Genomic DNA, 20,065 nt, shown 5'->3' with positions numbered 1-20,065 from the left:
AGCAGAAGCTAGACGCGCTGTCGGACACCGAGCTGCTCGACTTCACCATCCTGGCAAAGGTTTTCGGGTATCCGACCCCCACCGCCGCGGTGCAGCCCCCGCCGGTGCTCAAAGAGGGCGACGACTGCCCCGACTCGACGCTGGCGGTCAAGGGCCTGACCAACGCGCCCCAGTACTTCATCGGTGACCAGCCGAAGTTCACCATGGTCGTCACCAACATCGGACTGGTGGCCTGCAAGCGCGACGTCGGCGCCGCGGTGCTGGCGGCCTACGTCTACTCGCTGGACAACAAGCGGCTGTGGTCGAACCTGGACTGCGCGCCGTCCAACGAGACGCTGATCAAGACCTTCACCCCGGGCGAGCAGGTGACCACCGCGGTGACGTGGACGGGCATGGGCTCGGCGCCGCACTGCCCGCTGCCGCGGCCGGCGATCGGTCCGGGCACCTACAACCTGGTCGTGCAGCTCGGCAACCTGCGCTCGATGCCGGTGCCGTTCATCATGAACCAGCCGCCACCGCCGCCGGGCCCGGTGCCCGGACCGGGTCAGCCGGGCGCGGTGCCGCAGCCCGAGGCGCCGCCGATGGCCCCGCCGGCCGGCTGAGGCCGATCACGCACCTAGCATTCACCTAGTTCAGCGAGTCGGTGATCGTCGACTCCGCCAGCTGCGACAGTCCTTCCCGCACATGGCGGGCCCACATCGCGCCGATGCCGTCGACCGATTGCAGGTCGGTGGCGCTGGCTTTGTCGGCGTTGGCGGGCTTGGCTCCCGCGCTGTTTCCCATGAAGGCGATGACGACGGCGGCCACGATCCCGATCACGACGACCGCGATACCAATGGCCAGGCCTCTGCGCCGCCAGTAGATCTCGGTGGGTAGCGGGCCACGCGGTTCCAGATCGAGCACGTTCGCAGCGTAGGCCCAGGTCACGTCGATTCGGCTGACCCGCCTCGGCGTGTCGCCAGGTTTGCTGGCCGACCGCCGTGTAGTAGCGGCCCGCCACCGGGGTGGCGCGGGCCGTATCCGCCGCTGGTTACTCGCCCAGGTCGCCGGCGTGGTCGGACAGCTCGGCCCGGCCGTCGGCGAGCTGATAGGTCACGCCGGCGATCGCCAGCGTGCCCGCGGCCAACCGCTCGGCGATGATCGTCGAGCGGGCCGCCAGCTGCGCGACGGTTTCGGCGACGTGCCGCTTCTCGAACTCGTCGACGCTGCTCAGGCCGTCGCGCCGGCCGACCAGGATGGACGGGGCCACCCGTTCCACCACGTCGCGCACGAAACCGCCGGGCACCGCGCCGTCATCGATCGCCCCCACGGCCGCCTTGACTGCGCCGCAGCCGGAATGGCCGACGACGACGACGAGCGGAACGTCGAGCACCGCGACGGCGTACTCGATGGAGCCCAATACCGCCGTGTCGATCGCCTGCCCGGCGGTGCGAACCACGAAGATGTCGCCCAGTCCCTGGTCGAAGAGCAGCTCGGCGGCCACCCGGCTGTCCGCACAGGCGAACACGGCCGCGATCGGCTGCTGGCCGGAGGCCAGACTCGCGCGACGCTCGACGCTTTGGTTCGGATGCTCGGGGCGGCCGGCGACGAATCGCTCGTTACCCTCTTTGAGTGTTTTCCATGCTGTTGCCGGAGTGGTGTTGGGCATGGCACACATTGTGCTGTGCCGCGGTTGCCCGTGACTAGCCGACCTCCAATCCCGGCGAATGAACTTCTGGGGTGGTACGACATCGCGCGCCGCGATCTGCCGTGGCGCGAGCCGGGGGTGAGCGCCTGGCAGATTCTGGTCAGCGAATTCATGCTGCAGCAGACGCCGGTGGCGCGGGTGTTGCCGATCTGGACGGACTGGGTGCAACGCTGGCCCACCGCGTCGGCCACGGCCGCGGCCAGCGCGGCCGACGTGCTGCGCGCGTGGGGCAAGCTGGGCTACCCGCGGCGGGCCAAGCGGTTACACGAGTGCGCGATCGTGATCGCCCGCGACTACGGCGACGAGGTTCCCGAGGACGTCGAGACCTTGCTGACGCTGCCCGGTGTCGGCAGTTACACCGCCCGGGCGATCGCCTGCTTCGCCTACCAGCAGCCGGTTCCGGTGGTGGACACCAACGTTCGCCGGGTGGTGGCGCGGGTGGTGCACGGCCTGGCCGACGCGGGCGCGCCGTCCGCGACGCGCGACCACGCCGACGTGTCGGCGCTGCTGCCCGCCGACGCCACGGCACCGAGGTTCTCCGTGGCGCTGATGGAGCTGGGCGCGACGGTGTGTACGGCGCGCGCGCCGCGTTGCGGGCTGTGCCCGCTGGGCAGCTGCGGGTGGCGAAGCGCCGGTTATCCGCCCGCGCAGGGGCCGGCCCGTCGCGTCCAGACCTACGCCGGAACCGACCGCCAGGTCCGCGGTCGGTTGATGGATGTGTTGCGCGCCAACGATTCTCCGGTGACCCGAGCCGAGCTGGACGTGGCGTGGCTGACCGACACCGCGCAGCGCGACCGGGCGCTGTATTCGCTGCTGGCCGACGGGCTGGTGACGCAGACGCGCGACGGGCGCTTCGCCCTAGCCGGCGAGGAATGACTCGACGGCCTGGCGGTACAGCTGCGGCGCTTCGTCGTGGATCAGGTGACCGGCCTGCGGGGCCTTCAAATATGTTGCACCGCTTGATATTTCCGCCATCTCTTGCATCTGGCCCGGCGGGGTGACGGAGTTGCCGGCCTCGATGAGCAGCGCGGGGGCGCGCACCGCGCGCCACTGTGCCCAGTAGTCGCGGGTGCCCCATTCCGCGGCGATCTCGATCCAGCGCGCGGTGTGACCATGCAGCCGCCAACCGGTTTCGGTCCGATCGAAGGCCTCCAGGAAATACTGGCCTGCGACGGGGCCGAACTCGGCGAAAACCCGCTCGGCGGAATCGAATTCGACCGGGAGGGCATGCAGCCACGGTTCCCAGGGGCCGGTGGTGCGGCCGCGGAAGTCCGGCGCCATGTCCTCGAGCACCAGGGCGGACACCAGTTCCGGGTGTTCGGCGGCCAAACACCACGAGTGCAGGGCGCCCATCGAATGCCCGACCATCCGCACCGGGCCGGCCAGCGTGCTCACCGCGTCGGCCAGATCGGCCACGAACCGTTCGGTGCTGATCGGGTGCGGATCGTCGACGTCGCGGCCCCGGTGCCACAACGCGTCGTAGGTGTAGACGGTGCCCAGCCCGGTCAGCCACGGCAGCTGGCGCGGCCAGGTGGTTCCCCGTCCCATCAGGCCGTGCACCAGCACCAGCGGGTCGCCCTCTCCCCCGTGGCAAGTCAACAGATCGCTGGGCATAGCACCATCTTGCGTGCACCGCCCAGGGCCCCGGCACCGGGATGGGCGGGGTAGCCTAGCGGCATGTCGCCAGTGGTGAAGATCAACGCAATCGAAGTACCCGCCGACGCCGGCCCGGAGCTGGAGAAGCGGTTCGCCCACCGGGCGCACGCCGTCGACAACCAGCCCGGCTTCCTCGGCTTTCAGCTGCTCCGCCCGATCAAGGGCGAGAACCGCTACTTCGTGGTGACCCAGTGGGAGTCCGAAGAGGCATTCCAGGCCTGGGCGCAGGGGCCCGCCATCGAAGCGCACTCCGGGGAGCGGGCGAAGCCGGTGGCCACCGGGGCCTCGCTGCTGGAATTCGAGGTTGTGATGGACGTTGCCGGCAACAAGCAGGCTGGCTAGCGGCTTATCGGCGCGGCGCCGCGCATTGACGGCGAGCGCGGCCGCCGCACTGGTAGTGACACTGGCGCCCGGTTGCGCCCCCAATCCGTCCCCGCAGGCCAACGCGGCCAATCCGGGGCGGCAGATCGACACCCGGACCCCACCCGGCGTCCGGGCCCAGCAGACGCTGGACATGCTCAACTCCGACTGGCCCATCGGCCCGGTCGGGGTCGGCACCCTCGCCGCACCCGACAAGGTCGAGTCGGTGGAGACCACCATGGAGGCGCTGTGGTGGGACCGTCCGTTCACCCTCGACGGCGTCGACCTGGGCGCGAGCGTGGCGACCCTGCACCTGACGTCGTCCTACGGTGCCCGGCAAGACATCCGGATCCACACCGACGACGGCGGTTATGTGGATCATTTCGACCTCGACACCCAGGCACCGACCATCAACTCGTGGCACGACATCGACGCGGTGCTGAGCAAGACCGGTGCGCGCTACTCCTATCAGGTCGCCAAGGTCGACGACGGGCGCTGCGAGCCGGTGGCGGGCACCAACACGCACCAATCTTTGCCGCTGGCATCCATTTTCAAGCTCTACGTGTTGCACGCGCTGGCGGGCGCGATCAAGGACGGCACGGTGTCCTGGGACGACCAGTTGACCGTGACCGAAAAGAGCCGGGCCGTGGGCTCGTCGGGATTGGCATTGCCTGCCGGAGCGCATGTTTCGGTGCGCACCGCCGCCGAGAAGATGATCGCCACCAGTGACAACATGGCCACCGACTTGCTGATCGGGCGGCTGGGCACGCACGCGATCGAGCAAGCGCTCGCCACGGCCGGCCATCACGACCCGGCCAGCATGACCCCGTTCCCCACCATGTACGAGCTGTTCTCCGTCGGCTGGGGCAGGCCCGACCTGCGCAACCAGTGGGAGCACGGGTCGCCACAGGTCCGCGGTCAGCTGCTCGAGCAGGCGAATTCGACGCCGTATGACCCTGATCCGATGCGCGCGCACTCGCCGGCGTCCTCCTACGGCGCGGAGTGGTACGGCAACGCCGAGGACATCTGCCGGGTTCACGCGGCGCTGCAGGCCGACGCGGTCGGCAAGGCCGCACCGGTGCGCGAGATCCTGTCCGCGGTCGCGGGTATCCAGCTCGACCACAACGTCTGGCCGTACATCGGCGCGAAAGCCGGTGGCCTGCCGGGTGATTTGACGTTCAGCTGGTATGCCGTCGATAAGACGCAGCAGCCGTGGGTGGTGAGCTTCCAGCTGAACTGGCCGCGCGATCACGGGCCCACCGTGACCAGCTGGATGCTCAAGATCGCCAAACAGGCCTTCGCGTTGATCGCCCCGCGCTGACTCTCACAACCGCAGCGTCCAACGGCCGTCCCGGAAATGCATGACGATGCGCCCGGCCGGCGCCACGTCGATGCGCCAAAACGACGCCGGGTCGGCGTCCAACGCCGCCACGACCGCCGCGCGGATCACCGCCGGATGGGTCACCGCTACCGTCCGTAATGGGTTGGGGATCAACGACTCCAACCAGTGCGACATCCGCGAGATCAGGTCGGCGATCGATTCACCGCCGTGCGGCGCGGCGCCCGGCCGGCTCAGCCACACCTCGAGTTCGGTGGGCGGCACGGCCGCAAGCGCCGCGCCACGCCAGCGTCCGCAGTCGAGATCGGCCAACCGTGGCTCGGTTTCGGCGTGCAGCCCAAGCAGTTTCGCGGTCTGCCCGGTGCGCCGCTCGGGCGCGACCAGCTGCCGCGGCGCGGCGGCGACGAGGCCGCCCACCGCTTCGACCTCGCGGCGGCCGATCGCGTTCAGCGGCTCGTCGGCGGGAAAACGCTTGTCGGCCATGGCATCGGTCATGCCATGCGACACCAGGGTCAGCCGGAGCACGTCGGTCACGCCGCGATGCTCGGCTCCTGCTTCGTCCGCGCGCCGAGCAGGCGCCCGCTGATCGCCGCGAAGACCAGCCCGATTGCCGCCCACAACACCAGCTGGGTGGCCAGCGACAGCAGCCGGAACTCGTAGAGCACGTCGGCGGGAAATCCCGGATAGACGATGGTCCCCGCGGCGTCGCGCAGCGGATCGGGAGTCTCGTCCACGCTCGGCAGCGCCACCGCCGCCACGACGACGGCCACCAGATACGCCGCGGCCGCCAGCAGGCCGGCGTTCCACCCGCCGAACCGCGCGGCGAGGCGCCGCGCCAGCCATACGGCGCCGATCGCCAGCGCCACCGAAACCGCCACCATCACCAGGTACCAGCCGGTGCGCGCCCCGATGGTGTCGGCCTGTCCGACCGCCGGCGGATTCGGCGGATACTTCACGAACGGCACCAGGTACACCGCCCCGAACGCGCCGGCCGCCAGCAGCAGCGAAAGCGCTTGCGGCCGAGCGGTTTCCGTGCGCGCATAGACCACGCTGAACAGCACGGCGAACAGCGCGCCCATGGCGAGGCCGAAGATCAGCACACCGAAGCCGAGCCCGGGGCCCGACTGCACACCGCGGGTGAACAACTCGGCGCCGTGCTCGTGCACGCCGTGCGCATTCTCGGCGTCGGTGCGGCCGTCTTCAAAAGCGATTGCGCGGCCGATGACGGGCTCGGCGCACAGGCGGGCGAAGACGAACGCCAGCACCGCGCCGACGGCACCCGCCAGCAGACCGCCCGCGATCAGGCGTTTCTCCACGAGATCGGGTCAGTGGCAGGGGAAGCCGAGCAGGTGCCGCGCATCGTGCACGAACTCGTGCACGTGCGAGTCGCTGCCGAACAACGACACCGCCCCCTGGTCGACGCCGACGAAGTACAGCGCCAGCAGCGCGAGGAAGACGGTCGCCGCCAGCCAGAGCGCGGTGCTCGCCGCCGAAAGATCGATCGATCGGGTGCGGCTGCCGGTGAGCTGCGGGTGGGACACAATCGGCTCCTTCTGGGGATAACGCGTCCCCGCTGGGTGTGACGAGTCTCGGGTCTGACTGTGGACAGTGGCGCGACCGTTCTGGACTTTCACCAGATTCCGTGACACGTCGATGACAACGGTCAGTGTAGGGCGCAGCGAAAACGGGCGGTAGTCCGCGTAGGAGTTACCGCCCGTTTTCTGTTGACTGCTACTGCGCGTCCGGCCCCGGCTCCGCGGCGCTGTGCGCCCCCGCCTTGGCCAGGTCCGGCTCGGCCGGCGGCTTGCGGGTGCCGGTGAAGGTGAACTTTGCGTCCTCGCCGGCGCTTTCGCCGTCCCAGTCGTCGACGTCGACCGTGACGACCTGGCCCGGACCGACCTCCTCGAAGAGGATCTTCTCCGACAGCTGGTCCTCGATCTCGCGCTGGATGGTGCGCCGCAGCGGGCGGGCACCCAGCACCGGGTCGAAGCCGCGCTTGGCCAGCAACGCCTTGGCCTTGTCCGTCAGCTCGAGGGCCATGTCCTTGCTCTTGAGCTGGGTCGCGACGCGGTTGATCATCAGGTCGACCATCTTGATGATCTCGTCCTTGGTCAGCTGGTGGAAGACGATGATGTCGTCGATGCGGTTGAGGAACTCCGGGCGGAAGTGCTTCTTCAGCTCGTCGTTGACCTTCTGCTTCATCCGCTCATAGTTGTTCTCACCGCCACCCTGGGTGAAGCCGAGGCCCACCGGCTTGGAGATGTCGCCGGTGCCGAGGTTCGAGGTGAAGATCAGCACGGTGTTCTTGAAGTCGACCGTGCGGCCCTGACCGTCGGTGAGCCGGCCGTCCTCGAGGACCTGCAACAGGCTGTTGTAGATCTCCTGGTGGGCCTTCTCGATCTCGTCGAACAGCACCACCGAGAACGGCTTGCGCCGCACCTTCTCGGTGAGCTGGCCGCCCTCCTCGTAGCCGACGTATCCCGGCGGGGCGCCGAACAACCGCGACGCGGTGAACCGGTCGTGGAACTCACCCATGTCGATCTGGATGAGCGCGTCGTCGTCACCGAACAGGAAGTTGGCCAGTGCCTTGGACAGCTCGGTCTTACCGACACCGGACGGGCCGGCGAAGATGAACGAACCCGACGGGCGCTTGGGGTCTTTCAGCCCGGCCCGGGTGCGGCGGATCGCCTTGGAGACGGCCTTGACGGCGTCCTCCTGGCCGATGATCCGCTTGTGCAGCTCATCCTCCATGCGCAGCAGGCGGGTGGTCTCGGCCTCGGTGAGCTTGAACACCGGGATGCCGGTCCAGTTGCCCAGCACCTCGGCGATCTGCTCGTCGTCGACCTCGGCGACCACGTCGAGATCGCCCGAGCGCCACTGCTTTTCGCGCTCGGCGCGCTGGCCCACCAGTTGCTTCTCGCGGTCGCGCAGGCTCGCGGCCTTCTCGAAGTCCTGGGCGTCGATCGCCGATTCCTTCTCCCGGCGCGCCTCGGCGATCTTCTCGTCGAACTCGCGCAGGTCTGGCGGCGCGGTCATCCGGCGGATCCGCATCCGCGCCCCGGCCTCGTCGATCAGGTCGATCGCCTTGTCGGGCAGGAACCGGTCGTTGATGTACCGGTCAGCCAGGGTGGCCGCGGCCACCATCGCGCCGTCGGTGATCGACACCCGGTGATGCGCCTCGTAACGGTCACGCAGACCCTTGAGGATCTCGATGGTGTGCTCGACGGTCGGCTCGCCCACCTGCACGGGCTGGAAGCGGCGCTCCAGGGCGGCGTCCTTCTCGATGTACTTGCGGTACTCGTCGAGCGTGGTGGCACCGATGGTCTGCAGCTCGCCGCGGGCCAGCTTGGGCTTGAGGATGCTCGCGGCGTCGATCGCGCCCTCGGCGGCGCCGGCACCCACCAGGGTGTGCAGCTCGTCGATGAACAGGATGATGTCGCCGCGGGTGTTGATCTCCTTGAGCACCTTCTTCAGGCGCTCCTCGAAGTCACCGCGGTAGCGGCTGCCCGCCACCAGCGAACCCAGGTCGAGGGTGTAGAGCTGCTTGTCCTTCAGGGTCTCCGGGACCTGGCCGTGCACGATCGCCTGCGCCAAGCCCTCGACGACGGCGGTCTTACCGACGCCCGGCTCGCCGATCAGCACCGGGTTGTTCTTGGTGCGCCGGCTCAGCACCTGCATCACCCGCTCGATTTCCTTCTCGCGGCCGATGACCGGGTCGAGCTTGCCCTCCATCGCGGCGGCGGTCAGGTTGCGGCCGAACTGGTCGAGCACCAACGACGTGGACGGGCTGCCGGATTCGCCGCCGCGGCCACCGGTGCCGGCCTCCGCGGCTTCCTTGCCCTGGTAGCCGCTCAGCAGCTGGATCACCTGCTGGCGCACCCGGGTCAGTTCGGCGCCGAGCTTCACCAGCACCTGCGCGGCCACGCCCTCGCCCTCGCGGATCAGCCCCAGCAAAATGTGCTCGGTGCCGATGTAGTTGTGGCCGAGCTGCAGCGCCTCGCGCAGGCTGAGCTCCAGAACCTTCTTGGCGCGCGGGGTGAACGGGATGTGCCCGGACGGGGCCTGCTGGCCCTGGCCGATGATCTCCTCGACCTGGCTGCGGACGCCCTCGAGCGAGATGCCCAGCGACTCCAGCGACTTCGCCGCGACGCCTTCACCTTCATGGATCAAACCCAGCAGGATGTGCTCGGTGCCGATGTAGTTGTGGTTGAGCATCCGGGCTTCTTCTTGCGCCAAGACGACGACCCGCCGTGCTCGGTCGGTGAATCTTTCAAACATCGGGTTACCTGCTCTCCCTCAACATCGGTACAAACTAGTTAGCGGCCGTTCGAGCAATCCTGCCGGTCTCCTGTGGCCGGAATCGCGTACCTGCCTCCACTGTAATGGTCGGCTTGCCGGCGGGCCTAACCTTGCCGGCGCCTTCTTCGCTGCGGAGCCGCCCGGTCTTCCGGCGCCCTTTCCAGGGCCGATCTCACCTGCGACTGCCTGCGGCGTTGCGCGCCGTAACTGAAGAAACGTCGCGCACTTCCAATTCGTTTCCCAAGCCGCCCGACTATTGTTTCGCGCCCAGCGAAATGACAAACCGGCGCCCAGGCTCGAAGGCCCGGGCGCCGGTCGGTACGGCTGCTACGTCGCCGCGTGGAATGCGTCGATCACGTCGGCCGGGATGCGCCCGCGCGTCGACACGTTGTGCCCGTTGCGGCGAGCCCAGTCGCGGATGGCCGCGCTCTGCTCGCGGTCGATCGCGCCGCGCCCGCGGCCCGAGCCGGAACGCCCGCGCCGGCGGCCGCCGACGCGTCGGCCGGCCTCCACCCATTGCTTGAGATCGCCGCGCAGTTTCGCGGCATTCTTGGACGAAAGATCAATCTCGTAGGTCACCCCGTCAAGCCCGAATTCCACCGTTTCGTCGGCCGCGCCGGCACCGTCGAAATCATCGACCAAGGTGACGGTCACTTTTTTTGCCATTGGCTTACCCTCGCATTTCGTCCTGTGCGGATACTGAGCAGATTGGATCGGACCTCCCCGGTCACCAATCTGCCATAACAGCGAAGCATACTCAATCTGTACGGAAGCCGCACAGTTGAAACTTTGAACTACGACTGCGGCCGAACAATCGGGAACAAAACTGTCTCTCGAATTGACAGACCGGTCAATGTCATCAACAACCTGTCGATACCCATTCCCGTTCCCGTGCATGGGGGCATCGCGTACTCGAGTGCGGCGAGGAAATCCTCGTCGAGCACCATGGCTTCGTCGTCGCCCGCGGCGGCAGCACGCGCTTGCGCGGCGAACCTCTCGCGCTGCACGACCGGATCGTTCAGCTCGGAGTACCCGGTGGCCAACTCGACGCCACGCACATATAGGTCCCACTTCTCGGTGACGCCCGCGATGCTGCGGTGCTGGCGCGTCAAAGGCGTTGTCTCGACCGGGAAATCCCGCACAAACGTCGGGGCGACGAGGTCGTTGCCCACCGTGTGCTCCCAGAGTTCCTCGACGATTTTTCCGTGCCCGTAACCCCGGTCGCGGGGGATCTCGACGCCGAGCCGGTCGGCGATGCCGAGCAGTTCTTCGACGGAGGTCCCCGGCGTGATCTCGTCACCGAGTGCCGCGGACAACGACGGGTACATTTCTATGGAAGCCCATTCTCCGTCTATGTCGTAGACACTGCCGTCGGGCAGCGGGAGTTGTCGGGTTCCGATCGCCTCATCGGCCACCTCTTGAATAAGCTCGCGCGTCACTACTGCCGAATCGTCATAGGTGCCGTACGCCTGGTAGGTCTCCAGCATGGAGAATTCCGGAGAATGCGTTGAATCCGCACCTTCGTTTCTGAACACGCGATTAAGTTCGAAAACTCTGTCGAAACCGCCGACGACGCACCGCTTGAGGAACAGTTCCGGTGCGATCCTCAAGTAGAGATCGATGTCGAGCGCATTGGAATGCGTGATGAAGGGCCGCGCCGCCGCGCCACCGGCCAGCGTCTGCAACATTGGGGTTTCGACTTCGAGAAACCCGCGCCGGTCCAGCGCGTTGCGGATCGCGCGGATGACGGCGATCCGCTGCCGGGCCACCGTGCGGGCCTGCGGGCGCACGATCAGGTCGACGTAGCGCTGCCGTACCCGCGCCTCTTCGCTCATGTCCTTGTGCGCGACGGGCAGCGGACGCAACGACTTGGACGCCATCTGCCAGGAGTCGGCCAGCACGGACAATTCGCCGCGCCGTGAGCTGATCACGTTGCCGTGCACGTAGACGATGTCGCCCAGGTCGACGTCGGCCTTCCACGCGTCCAGGGATTGCCGGCCGACCTTGTCGAGGCTGATCATCACCTGCAGGCTGGTTCCGTCGCCCTCCTGCAGTGTGGCGAAGCACAGTTTGCCGGAGTTGCGGGCAAAGATCACCCGGCCGGCGACGCCGACGACGTCGTCGGTCGCGGTGTCCACCGGCAGGTCGGGGTGGGCGGCGCGGACTTGCGCCAGCGTGTGGGTGCGTTCGACGGCGACCGGGTAGGGGTCGTGGCCTTCGGCGAGCAGCCGAGCGCGCTTATCCCGGCGGATGCGGTACTGCTCGGGAATGTCTAGGTCGTCGGCACTCACGACGTGCCAGCTTAAAGGACCGGGCTTTGAGGGCGCGGTGACGTCAGCGTGCGGTCTTGAGCCGGCCGCGCTGGGCGTCGCGGTTGCGTTCGAAGATCAGCCGCAGGCCGTCCAGCGTCAGGTGCTTCTCGTAGTGGCTGACCGTCTGCAGTTCGGGCAGCAGCAGCGGCGCGGTATGGCCCGTGGCGACGATCGCGACGTCGTCGCCGGCAAAGCCCTCCACATCCTCGCGAATCCGCCCGACCAGACCGTCCACCAGCCCGGCGAACCCGAACACCGCACCGGCCTGCATGCACTCGACGGTGTTCTTGCCGACCACCGAACGGGGCCGGGTCAGCTCCACCCGGCGCAGCGCCGCCGAGCGGGCCGCGGCGGCGTCGGAGGACACCTGCAATCCGGGCGCGATCGCCCCACCGAGGAATTCGCCCTTGGCCGACACGACGTCCACACAGATCGAGGATCCGAAGTCGATGACGATGGCCGGGCTGTTGAAGCGATGAAAGGCGGCCAGGCAGTTGACGATTCGGTCGGCGCCGACTTCCTTTGGGTTGTCGACCAGCAGCGGGATGCCGGTACGCACCCCGGGTTCGATCAACACGTGGGGCACCGACGGCCAGTACTGGTCGAGCATCAGCCGCACCTCGTGCAGCACCGAGGGGACGGTCGACAGCGCCGCGGCTCCGGTGAGCCGTTCGGAGTCGTCGCCGATGAGTCCGTCGATCGTCAGCGCCAGTTCGTCGGCGGTGATCTCGGCTTCGGTGCGAATCCGCCACTGCTGCACGACCTTTGCGTGCTCTTTGGATCCCGAGATCAGCCCGACGACGGTGTGGGTGTTACGGACGTCGATCGCCAGCAGCACGGCTACCGCGCAACGATCCGGGGATCCAGCAGCTCGGCCGCGTCAGCGGGCACGAACGCCGGATCGTGGCCGAGGTCGATCGGCTTGTTGTCGGCGTCGACGAAGACGATCCGCGGCTGGTACACCCGCGCCTCGGCCTCTTCCATGGTGCCGTAAGCGATCAGAATAACCAGGTCGCCCGGGTGCACGAGATGCGCTGCGGCACCGTTGATTCCAATCACCCCGCTGCCGCGTTCGCCGGTGATCGCATAGGTGACCAGCCGGGCGCCGTTGTCGATGTCGACGATGGTCACCTGTTCGCCCTCAAGCAGGTCCGCGGCGTCCATCAGATCGGCGTCGATGGTCACCGAGCCGACGTAGTGCAGGTCGGCCTGCGTGACCGTGGCCCGGTGGATCTTCGACTTGAGCATCGTCCGTAGCATCAATTCCTCCAAGGTGATTGGGCGTAGTGTCCGTCCGGCCCAGCGGTGCCGGCGGGTGTTTCGATCTGCAGTTCGATGTTGTCCAACAGCCTGGTGGTGCCCAGCCGGGCCGCGACCAGCAGCCGGGCCGAGCCGTGGGCGGGCGCCGGGCCCAGGCCGGCGTCGCGCAGCTCCAGGTAGTCGACGGTGAGGTCGGGCACGGCGTCGAGCACCGCGCGGGCCGCGGCCAGTGCGGCCGCACCGCCGTGGTGCGCGGCGTGCGCACCGGCGGTCAGCGCCGCCGAAAGCGTCACGGCCAGTTCGCGTTGGGTGGGGTTTAGGTAGCGGTTGCGCGACGACATCGCCAGGCCGTCGGACTCCCGGACCGTCGGCACCCCCACGACCTGCGTGTCGATGTTGAGGTCGGCGACCATCTGGCGGATCATCACCAGCTGCTGATAGTCCTTCTCGCCGAAGAAGATCCGGTCCGGGCGCACGATCTGCAGCAGCTTGCACACCACGGTCAGCACGCCCGCGAAATGGGTGGGCCGTGCCCCGCCCTCGAGCTCGGCGGCCAGCGGTCCGGGCTGCACGGTGGTGCGTAGCCCATCGGGATACATCGCGGCGGCCGTTGGGGCGAAGACGATTTCGACGCCCTCGGCACGCAGTAGGGCGACGTCGTCATCCAGGGTCCGCGGGTAGGCGTCGAGGTCCTCGCCGGCGCCGAACTGCAGCGGGTTGACGAAGATCGATACGACCACCACCGCACCGGGCACCCGTTTGGCCGCGCGCACCAATGCCAGGTGCCCGTCGTGCAGCGCGCCCATGGTGGGCACCAGCATGACCCGGCGCCCGGTGTGGCGCAGGGCCCGGCTGACCTCGGTGACATCGCGCGGGGCGGAATAGACGTTGAGTTCACCCGCCGTGAAGGCGGGCGGCCTGCCGGGGCTCATGGCGAGAGCACCTCCACGACGTCGCGGGGGGCGTGCGCGCGCTGGGCGGTCCGCAGGGCGTTCACCCGGTAGGCCTGCGCCAGTTCCGGGGAGACCTCGGTCAGCGCGGCCAGATGCCCGGCGACCGCGGCCGCGTCGCCACGGGCGACCGGGCCGGTCAGCGCGGCCTGCCCGCGCTGCAGGGTGTTCTCCAGCGCGGCCCGGGCCAGCGGCCCGATGATGCGTTCGGCGATGCCGCCCGGCTGGTCGTCGACCGTCTGTTGGCCGAGCAGTTCACTGCCGCGCAGGGCGGCGCGCAGCGCGTCGAGCGCGTCGGCGACCACGGTCACGATGTGGTTGCCGGCATGGGCCAGCGCGGCGTGGTACAGAACGCGCGCATCCTCGGCCACGCAGAACGGTTCCCCGCCCATCTCCAGGACCAGCGATTGCCCGATCGCGTAGCCGACCTCGTCGGCCGCGGTGACGCCGAAGCAGGAATCCGCCAGCCGGCTGATGTCCTCGTCGGAGCCGGTGAAGGTCATCGCCGGGTGGATCGCCAGCGGGATGCAGCCGTCCCGGGCCAGCGGCTCGAGAATGCCGATCCCGTTGGCGCCGGACGTGTGGACCACGATGGTTCCGGGCCGCACCGCCGACGTCGCCGCCAGCCCGGACACCAGCCCGGCGAGCTCGCTGTCGGGCACCGCGAGCAGCAACAGCTCGGCACCGGCGGCCACCTCCGGCGGCGCCGCCACCGGGGTGTCGGGCAGCCGGCGCTCGGCGCGCTGCCGGGACGCACGGGAGATGGCGCTACACGCCACCACGACGTGGTCCGCGCGCTCCAGCGCGACACCGAGGGCGGTGCCGACCCGGCCGGCCGAGATGATTCCCACCTTGAGCCGAGCCGGGCGCAGACCGTCGAACTGCACCATCGCAGACGACCTCACAGAATCTTGTTTCGTTCCGGTCCCACTTGGTGGGTACCGTTCGGTCAGTACGACTGTAGTCGATTACCAGGCGTTACCCAATGTGAGGAAGCTCCCAGCTCAGCTCTCGCGGCGGCGGCGCCGGCCTCCTTCGGAGGGCTGCACCTGCAGGCGGGCCAGCAGGTCGGCGACCCCCAGCAAGACGGCCCCGACGGCGCCGGCGAAGGCAGCTCGACGGGTGGTCAGTCGGTCGCCGACCTGCTGGCCCGCCTGCAGGTGCAGCCCTCCGAAGGAGGCCGGCGCCGCCGCCGCGAGAGCTGAGCTGGGAGCTTCCTCACATTGGGTAACGCCTGGTAATCGACTACAGTCGTACTGACCGAACGGTACCCACCAAGTGGGACCGGAACGAAACAAGATTCTGTGAGGTCGTCTGCGATGGTGCAGTTCGACGGTCTGCGCCCGGCTCGGCTCAAGGTGGGAATCATCTCGGCCGGCCGGGTCGGCACCGCCCTCGGTGTCGCGGCGGCCGGTGGGGACACGACCGGGGCCTCGTCGCCGGGCAAGGAATTGCGGGCGCCGTAGTCGCGGTACTCCGCAGAGTGACGCGACCGCGCCCGGCGACCGGAGTCGCCGTACGGCGCAGGCGGGACCGGCTCGACGGGCATCCCATCCCAGGCGTCGTCGACGCCCGAATGCCGGGCGCGCCGCCGTCCGCCGGCCGATTCGCCCGGCGAATCACCGCCGACCCAATTGCTGCCCGGCGTGCCGGGTGGCAACCACAGCCCTCCCGCGGCGGCCGGCTGCCAGCCCTGGCCCGGCCAGTGCGCCTGCGGCTGCCGTTGGGGTTCCGGCGCCGGTTCGGGCTGCGGCTCCGGTTGGAACTGCGCCGCCGGCGGCGATGACGGTTGCTGACGCGGCTCGAACCGTTGTTCCGCCGGTCGCGCGTACGCGGACTCCTCGGCGTATGCGGGCTGCTCGGCGTACGCCGGATCCGGCGCCGGTTCGTACTGGTTGCGGACCCGTTCACGGCGGGGCGGCGGCTGCTGGCGAGGCGGGATCAGCGGTTCTTCGGGCACGTCGATGATGGCGTCGTCGCGGTTGTCCTGCGGCACCGACGTCACGCGGTCGCTGGACACCCAGTCGACGGGGTTGTCGCGCGGGTTTTCGCCGTTGCGATCCCACTCGCTGTACGCGCGCTCCGGCTGCGGCTCGGCCTCGGGCGTTCCCCCGAGGGCCGGGCGCTGCGCCAGGTCGGTGTCGAACAGGATTTCCAGGCTGGTCCGCAGGGCGGACAGTTCCGCACGCAACTCAGCCAGATCGTCGGCGGCCTGGGCGCGCAGCTCGGAGGCCAGCTCGCGGCGCAGCTGCGACTCCACGGTCAGTTCGTATTCACGCCGGGCCGAGATCTCCCGGTCCAGCTGCAGGTCGTAGACCAGCTTGAGGTCGCGGACCCGGGACTGATCGGCGTCGCTTTGGCGTCGATAGAGCACGGAAACGAAGGCGCCGGCGACTGCGGCCCACAGCGCCAGGATTACAGCGAGCTTGAGAAGTTCCACCCGATTGGTGAAAACCAATGCGGAGCTGGCCCCCATCGCGAGGACCAGCAACGCGGTCAAGAGCACCCACCCCGGCCTGCGGCCGCCGCGCCGCACCCGGGCGCCGCGGGACAGAACGGTCATGGCCTGAGAGTACCTGCGCGAGGTCAATCCGCGTGTCGCGTGCCTCCGGCGATTCTCACCCGGGCTTGCCAGTGCTAGCTTTCCGCGCCCTCGCCGTGCTCGGTCGGATCCTGCGGTGACTTGCAGCAATGTTGCAGCCACAGCGCGGCAACGAGCAGCGCCAGCGCGCTGACGGCCGCGACCACGGTCCCCGTGGTGTCCTCGGCGGCCGCCCGCAACCACGATTTGCGGGGCAGGAAGTACACCAGGATGCCGACCCACCAGCCCAGCATCAACGCGCCGACCCAGGCCGAGGCCTTGGCGACCATCAGGCTGCGCGCCACCGCGAGCGGATGCAGCCAGCCCGGGCCGGAGCCGATCTCGCCCTCGCTGATCTTCGCCCGCACGTAGCGCGCCCACAGCGCCTCGACGACGGCCACCGCCAGCAGCGACAGGCCGGTCCACACGGTGATCGGCGGAAACCACCGGTATAGGCCCTTGACCAGCAGGTATCCCACCACGGCGGCGCCAACCACCGCGGCGGTCAGGTCACGCTTGCGGGTGGGTCCCATCAGGTCGTCGGCCCCCGATCGGCCGGCTTCCCGTTGAACCGCAGGGTCAGGTCGGTCGGCCGGACGCCGTCCCGGTCGGCCGCTTCCAGCTGGGCGAGCAGGCCCGCGACCGGCTGCGGACCATCGGCCAGGGTCAGCCGCGCGTCCGGCTCGACGTCCAGCCAGGGAATGAGTACGAATGCCCGGAGGTGGGCCAGCGGGTGCGGCAGCGTCAGGTTGTTCTCCCGGGAGATCACCTCGGTCGGGCCGTAGCAGGCGATCAGGTCGACATCGAGGGTGCGCGGCCCCCAGCGCTCCCCGCGCACGCGGCCCGCCGCCCGCTCGAATTCCTGCGCGCGGCGCAGCCAGGCCTGCCCGTCCCGGGACGGGTCGTCGGCGATCACCACCGCGTTGAGGAACGGCGCCTGATCCACCCGGCCCCAGGGGTCGGTCTCGTACACCGGTGACACTGCGCGCACCGTCTCCCCCAGCCGGTCGACGACGGACTGCAACCGGGCCAGCCGGTCGCCCAGGTTCGAGCCGATCGACAGCACCACGCGTGTCATAGGGCCCCGCCCGCCGGAACCACCGAACCGCGGCCGCCGCGGCGCGACCGCCGCACCACCACGGCGACGTCGGCGAACTGCTGCGGGATCGGAGCCTGCGGCTTGTGCACCACCACCTCGACGGCGTGCACGCGCTCGTCGTCCATCACCTGGTCGGCGATCTGGGCTCCGACCGTCTCGATCAGGTTGCGCGCGGGCCCCGCCACCACGTCGGCGGCCAGCCGGGCCAGCGCCGCGTAGTCATAGGTGTCGGCCAGTTCGTCGCTGGCGGCGGCGCCGGCGAGGTCGATCCACACCGTGATGTCGACGACGAAGTCCTGACCGTTGGCACGCTCGTGGTCGAACACCCCGTGTTGTCCGCGAACCGTCAAGCCGCGCAATTCGATTCGATCAGCCATTGTCTCCAGCCAGTTCCGTGTGCGACCCGCCGGTCCAGGCCGCTACGACCTTGAGGGCATCGACCGTGGCCCGCACGTCGTGCACCCGCACCCCCCGGGCGCCGTGCAGGGCGGCCAGCGCCGACACCACTGCGGTGGCCGTCTCGCGCCCGTCGGGCGGTCGCGGCGCACCGTCGACCCCGGCTAACAACGTACCGAGGAACCGTTTGCGCGACGCACCCAGCAGCACCGGGATGCCGGTGGCGACCAGCTGCGGCAGGGCATGCAGCAGCGCCCAATTGTGTTGTCCCGTCTTGGCGAACCCCAATCCGGGATCGATCATCAACTGGTCGGGGTCGACACCGGCGGACACCGCGGCGTCGACGCTGGCCAGCAGCTCGTCGCGCACCTCGCCCACCACGTCGCGGTACTGCGGCGCCGCGTGCGGGCGCTCGGCCGACACCGATCGCCAATGCATCAGCACCCACGGCACTTTCGCGTCGGCCAGCAGGGGCGCCATCGCGGGATCGGCACGGCCGCCGGACACGTCGTTGACGATGCGCGCTCCGCCGCACAGCGCCGCGCGCGCGACATCGGCGTGCATGGTGTCGATGCTGACGGTGATCCCTTGAGCCGCAAGCGCTTTGACGACGGGTATAACCCGGGCGGTTTCGACCCGGGGGTCGATCCGGGTGGCGCCGGGCCGGGTCGACTCTCCCCCGACGTCGACGATGTCGGCGCCGTCGGCGACCAAGGCCAACCCGTGCGCCACCGCCTTGTCGGGATCGAGGTAGCGGCCGCCGTCGGAGAACGAATCGTCAGTGACGTTCAGAACTCCCATTACCTGCACGGGCGCCGGACTCACTTACGCAGGATCAGGTCGAGCGCCTCGGCTCGAGAAGCCGCGTTGGTTTTGAACAGGCCGCGCACCGCCGAGGTGGTGGTGACCGCTCCGGGCTTACGCACGCCGCGCATCGCCATGCACAGGTGCTCGGCCTCGACCACGACGATCACGCCACGCGGGTTGAGCTTTTTCACCAGGGCGTCGGCGATCTGGCTGGTGAGCCGCTCCTGCACCTGGGGCCGCTTCGAGTACAGGTCGACCAGTCGGGCGATCTTCGACAGGCCGGTGACCCGGCCGTCGTTGCCCGGGATGTAGCCGACGTGGGCCACACCGTGGAACGCCACCAGGTGGTGCTCACACGTGGAGTACAGCGGAATCTCCTTGACCAGCACCAGTTCGTCGTGCTCCTCGTCGAACATGGTGTTCAGCACGCTGTCGGGATCCGTGTAGAGCCCGGCGAACATCTCGCGGTAGGCGCGCGCGACGCGAGCCGGTGTCTCGCGCAGGCCGTCCCGGTCGGGGTCTTCGCCGATCGCGTGCAGCAACTCGCGGACCGCGGCCTCGGCGCGCTCCTGATCGAACGCGCGCGTCGCGGGCACCGCGGTATCCGGCCCCAAACCGCGTAAGGCCATCGAATCCTCCGTTTGCTCAGCCGTGAGCCGGCGGGTTGGACCGGCTCACGTCGTCATCCTGCCGGTCCGGCGACCCACCGTCCGGGGCGGGTTGGCCGGGCGGCGGATACGGCGGATACGGCGGGTACGACGGGTGCGCCTGACCCGGGTGACCCGCTCCACCCTGCTGACCGGGATAACTTTGCTGACCGCCGGGATGGCCTTGCGGTCCCGGGTAGCCCTGGGGGCCCGGGTAACCGCGCGGCGGTTGCTGCCAATAGGGCTGCTGCTGCCCGGGCTGCGGATGCCAGTAAGTCGGCTGTTGTTGCTGCGGCGGCCAGCCGGGCGCGCGCCAGCCGGCGGGGGCCCCGTAGTCGGGTTGGGTGGGACCCTGCGGATCACCCTGCCGATTACCGCCACCCTGAGCGCCATGAGAACCGTTGCCGCCGTTGGCGTTTCGATCGGCATCCAGCCGCGCGGCGGCGGCCGCCTCGCTGGCCCGGGCGATGGCCGCCTTGAAGGCCGGCTCGGGGGTCGGCGGCGGCCACGGCTCACCATGTTCGACGACTTCGGCGGCCGTATCCCGTCGGACAAACCGCCGATCAAGACGCCCGGCGAGCTGGCCATCGAGCGCGGTGAGCCGTGGCCGCCGCCGACCCCCGAGCCGGCCTTCAAGGCGGCCATCGCCCGGGCCAGCGAGGCGGCCGCCGC

21 protein-coding genes and 7 pseudogenes are annotated in these 20,065 nt (G+C 69.3%); 7 read left to right on the top strand and 21 right to left on the bottom strand.

Features of this window, described 5'->3' with window-relative positions; translation table 11 throughout:
• A partial coding sequence (locus A5646_RS03175; protein ID WP_231998225.1) for a hypothetical protein occupies window positions 1-602 on the top strand: 602 nt, incomplete at its 5' end.
• Window positions 603-627: 25 nt separating this feature from the next.
• Here the strand turns inward: A5646_RS03175 and A5646_RS29345 are convergent.
• The 3 genes and pseudogenes from A5646_RS29345 to A5646_RS03165 all read right to left on the bottom strand — a co-directional run.
• Window positions 628-741: pseudogene (locus A5646_RS29345) on the bottom strand (DNA integrity scanning protein DisA); the annotation flags it as partial.
• A pseudogene (locus A5646_RS29730) lies at window positions 733-903 on the bottom strand (hypothetical protein); the annotation flags it as partial. The pseudogenes A5646_RS29730 and A5646_RS29345, both read right to left, overlap by 9 nt.
• Window positions 904-1,030: 127 nt before the next feature.
• Window positions 1,031-1,648, bottom strand: coding sequence for a carbonic anhydrase (locus A5646_RS03165; protein ID WP_066868416.1), 618 nt, complete (start codon window positions 1,646-1,648; stop codon window positions 1,031-1,033).
• A 15-nt stretch (window positions 1,649-1,663) separates the two neighbouring features.
• Between A5646_RS03165 and A5646_RS03160 the strand changes: the two genes are divergently transcribed.
• On the top strand, window positions 1,664-2,563 hold the full coding sequence (locus A5646_RS03160) for an A/G-specific adenine glycosylase (RefSeq protein WP_066868414.1): 900 nt from the start codon (window positions 1,664-1,666) through the stop codon (window positions 2,561-2,563).
• On the opposite strand, the gene A5646_RS03155 is transcribed toward A5646_RS03160, so the two are convergent.
• Window positions 2,546-3,301: an alpha/beta fold hydrolase gene (locus A5646_RS03155; RefSeq protein WP_066868413.1), complete on the bottom strand. Its 756-nt coding sequence runs from the start codon at window positions 3,299-3,301 to the stop codon at window positions 2,546-2,548. The genes A5646_RS03160 and A5646_RS03155 overlap by 18 nt on opposite strands.
• 63 nt (window positions 3,302-3,364) lie before the next feature.
• Here A5646_RS03155 and mhuD point away from each other — a divergent pair, with 63 nt between their 5' ends.
• Window positions 3,365-3,685 (top strand): mycobilin-forming heme oxygenase MhuD, encoded by a 321-nt coding sequence (gene mhuD, locus A5646_RS03150; RefSeq protein ID WP_007772332.1) that lies wholly within the window; start codon window positions 3,365-3,367, stop codon window positions 3,683-3,685.
• Window positions 3,660-5,024 (top strand): serine hydrolase, encoded by a 1,365-nt coding sequence (locus tag A5646_RS03145; protein WP_066868411.1) that lies wholly within the window; start codon window positions 3,660-3,662, stop codon window positions 5,022-5,024. The genes mhuD and A5646_RS03145 overlap by 26 nt, the downstream gene beginning before the upstream one ends.
• A gap of 3 nt (window positions 5,025-5,027) precedes the next feature.
• On the opposite strand, the gene A5646_RS03140 is transcribed toward A5646_RS03145, so the two are convergent.
• The 10 genes from A5646_RS03140 to A5646_RS03095 form a co-directional block, all read right to left on the bottom strand.
• Window positions 5,028-5,576, bottom strand: coding sequence for a histidine phosphatase family protein (locus A5646_RS03140; protein WP_066868408.1), 549 nt, complete (start codon window positions 5,574-5,576; stop codon window positions 5,028-5,030).
• Entirely contained in the window at window positions 5,573-6,358 is a 786-nt protein-coding gene (locus A5646_RS03135; protein ID WP_067019793.1) for a CbtA family protein, read from the bottom strand. The genes A5646_RS03140 and A5646_RS03135 overlap by 4 nt, the downstream gene beginning before the upstream one ends.
• Before the next feature lie 9 nt (window positions 6,359-6,367).
• Complete coding sequence (locus A5646_RS03130) at window positions 6,368-6,583, bottom strand: CbtB domain-containing protein (RefSeq protein ID WP_066868405.1); 216 nt, start codon at window positions 6,581-6,583, stop codon at window positions 6,368-6,370.
• Between the two features lie 190 nt (window positions 6,584-6,773).
• Window positions 6,774-9,320: an ATP-dependent protease ATP-binding subunit ClpC gene (gene clpC1 / locus A5646_RS03125; protein WP_067019790.1), complete on the bottom strand. Its 2,547-nt coding sequence runs from the start codon at window positions 9,318-9,320 to the stop codon at window positions 6,774-6,776.
• Window positions 9,321-9,668: 348 nt separating this feature from the next.
• A complete protein-coding gene (lsr2, locus tag A5646_RS03120; protein WP_066868403.1) occupies window positions 9,669-10,007 on the bottom strand; it encodes a histone-like nucleoid-structuring protein Lsr2 in 339 nt (112 codons plus the stop codon).
• A 128-nt stretch (window positions 10,008-10,135) separates the two neighbouring features.
• On the bottom strand, window positions 10,136-11,632 hold the full coding sequence (lysS, locus tag A5646_RS03115; protein WP_066879459.1) for a lysine--tRNA ligase: 1,497 nt from the start codon (window positions 11,630-11,632) through the stop codon (window positions 10,136-10,138).
• Between the two features lie 43 nt (window positions 11,633-11,675).
• Window positions 11,676-12,491 carry a type III pantothenate kinase gene (locus tag A5646_RS03110; RefSeq protein WP_066868401.1) on the bottom strand — a complete coding sequence of 272 codons (816 nt, stop codon included), beginning with the start codon at window positions 12,489-12,491 and terminating at the stop codon, window positions 11,676-11,678.
• 2 nt (window positions 12,492-12,493) lie between these two features.
• A complete protein-coding gene (panD, locus tag A5646_RS03105) occupies window positions 12,494-12,913 on the bottom strand; it encodes an aspartate 1-decarboxylase (RefSeq protein WP_066868400.1) in 420 nt (139 codons plus the stop codon).
• Window positions 12,913-13,845: a pantoate--beta-alanine ligase gene (gene panC, locus A5646_RS03100; protein ID WP_067019785.1), complete on the bottom strand. Its 933-nt coding sequence runs from the start codon at window positions 13,843-13,845 to the stop codon at window positions 12,913-12,915. The genes panD and panC overlap by 1 nt, the downstream gene beginning before the upstream one ends.
• Complete coding sequence (locus tag A5646_RS03095; protein ID WP_066868395.1) at window positions 13,842-14,753, bottom strand: Rossmann-like and DUF2520 domain-containing protein; 912 nt, start codon at window positions 14,751-14,753, stop codon at window positions 13,842-13,844. Before A5646_RS03095 ends, panC begins: the two co-directional genes overlap by 4 nt.
• Window positions 14,754-14,978: 225 nt before the next feature.
• On the opposite strand from A5646_RS03095, the pseudogene A5646_RS30330 reads away from it, so the two are divergent.
• Window positions 14,979-15,068: pseudogene (locus tag A5646_RS30330) on the top strand (hypothetical protein); the annotation flags it as partial.
• Window positions 15,069-15,182: 114 nt separating this feature from the next.
• Window positions 15,183-15,284: pseudogene (locus tag A5646_RS27705) on the top strand (DUF2520 domain-containing protein); the annotation flags it as partial.
• A 209-nt stretch (window positions 15,285-15,493) separates the two neighbouring features.
• On the opposite strand, the pseudogene A5646_RS03090 reads toward A5646_RS27705, so the two are convergent.
• From A5646_RS03090 to A5646_RS29725, 7 genes and pseudogenes are all read right to left on the bottom strand, one after another.
• Window positions 15,494-16,426: pseudogene (locus tag A5646_RS03090) on the bottom strand (DUF6779 domain-containing protein); the annotation flags it as partial.
• Between the two features lie 74 nt (window positions 16,427-16,500).
• Window positions 16,501-16,977, bottom strand: coding sequence for a DUF3180 domain-containing protein (locus A5646_RS03085; protein ID WP_067019780.1), 477 nt, complete (start codon window positions 16,975-16,977; stop codon window positions 16,501-16,503).
• Window positions 16,977-17,522, bottom strand: coding sequence for a 2-amino-4-hydroxy-6-hydroxymethyldihydropteridine diphosphokinase (gene folK / locus A5646_RS03080; RefSeq protein WP_067019776.1), 546 nt, complete (start codon window positions 17,520-17,522; stop codon window positions 16,977-16,979). The genes A5646_RS03085 and folK overlap by 1 nt, the downstream gene beginning before the upstream one ends.
• Complete coding sequence (folB, locus tag A5646_RS03075; RefSeq protein WP_066868388.1) at window positions 17,519-17,920, bottom strand: dihydroneopterin aldolase; 402 nt, start codon at window positions 17,918-17,920, stop codon at window positions 17,519-17,521. Before folB ends, folK begins: the two co-directional genes overlap by 4 nt.
• The gene (gene folP / locus A5646_RS03070) at window positions 17,913-18,764 is read right to left on the bottom strand and encodes a dihydropteroate synthase (protein WP_156765504.1); all 852 of its coding nucleotides are present in this window, start codon (window positions 18,762-18,764) and stop codon (window positions 17,913-17,915) included. The genes folB and folP overlap by 8 nt, the downstream gene beginning before the upstream one ends.
• On the bottom strand, window positions 18,761-19,375 hold the full coding sequence (gene folE, locus A5646_RS03065) for a GTP cyclohydrolase I FolE (protein WP_066879442.1): 615 nt from the start codon (window positions 19,373-19,375) through the stop codon (window positions 18,761-18,763). Before folE ends, folP begins: the two co-directional genes overlap by 4 nt.
• A gap of 16 nt (window positions 19,376-19,391) precedes the next feature.
• Window positions 19,392-19,919, bottom strand: a pseudogene (locus A5646_RS29725) (cell division protein FtsH); the annotation flags it as partial.
• Here A5646_RS29725 and A5646_RS29720 point away from each other — a divergent pair.
• Window positions 19,893-20,065: pseudogene (locus A5646_RS29720) on the top strand (hypothetical protein); the annotation flags it as partial. The pseudogenes A5646_RS29725 and A5646_RS29720 overlap by 27 nt on opposite strands.

The sequence above is a fragment of the Mycobacterium sp. 1245499.0 genome, from assembly GCF_001673615.1.
GTDB lineage: Bacteria > Actinomycetota > Actinomycetes > Mycobacteriales > Mycobacteriaceae > Mycobacterium > Mycobacterium europaeum_A.
Note: the sequence above shows the minus strand (reverse complement) of the source record. Positions and strands in the feature narration are given on the sequence as shown.

Excerpts from the sequence above, each read along its gene's own strand:
- panC (WP_067019785.1), bottom strand. The coding sequence starts at position 13,845 with ATGAGCCCCGGCAGGCCGCCCGCCTTCACGGCGGGTGAACTCAACGTC.
- A5646_RS03165 (WP_066868416.1), bottom strand. The coding sequence starts at position 1,648 with ATGCCCAACACCACTCCGGCAACAGCATGGAAAACACTCAAAGAGGGT.
- clpC1 (WP_067019790.1), bottom strand. The coding sequence starts at position 9,320 with ATGTTTGAAAGATTCACCGACCGAGCACGGCGGGTCGTCGTCTTGGCG.
- panD (WP_066868400.1), bottom strand. The coding sequence starts at position 12,913 with ATGCTACGGACGATGCTCAAGTCGAAGATCCACCGGGCCACGGTCACG.
- folB (WP_066868388.1), bottom strand. The coding sequence starts at position 17,920 with ATGGCTGATCGAATCGAATTGCGCGGCTTGACGGTTCGCGGACAACAC.
- lsr2 (WP_066868403.1), bottom strand. The coding sequence starts at position 10,007 with ATGGCAAAAAAAGTGACCGTCACCTTGGTCGATGATTTCGACGGTGCC.
- folE (WP_066879442.1), bottom strand. The coding sequence starts at position 19,375 with ATGGCCTTACGCGGTTTGGGGCCGGATACCGCGGTGCCCGCGACGCGC.
- A5646_RS03095 (WP_066868395.1), bottom strand. The coding sequence starts at position 14,753 with ATGGTGCAGTTCGACGGTCTGCGCCCGGCTCGGCTCAAGGTGGGAATC.
- folK (WP_067019776.1), bottom strand. The coding sequence starts at position 17,522 with ATGACACGCGTGGTGCTGTCGATCGGCTCGAACCTGGGCGACCGGCTG.
- mhuD (WP_007772332.1), top strand. The coding sequence starts at position 3,365 with ATGTCGCCAGTGGTGAAGATCAACGCAATCGAAGTACCCGCCGACGCC.
- A5646_RS03085 (WP_067019780.1), bottom strand. The coding sequence starts at position 16,977 with ATGGGACCCACCCGCAAGCGTGACCTGACCGCCGCGGTGGTTGGCGCC.
- A5646_RS03155 (WP_066868413.1), bottom strand. The coding sequence starts at position 3,301 with ATGCCCAGCGATCTGTTGACTTGCCACGGGGGAGAGGGCGACCCGCTG.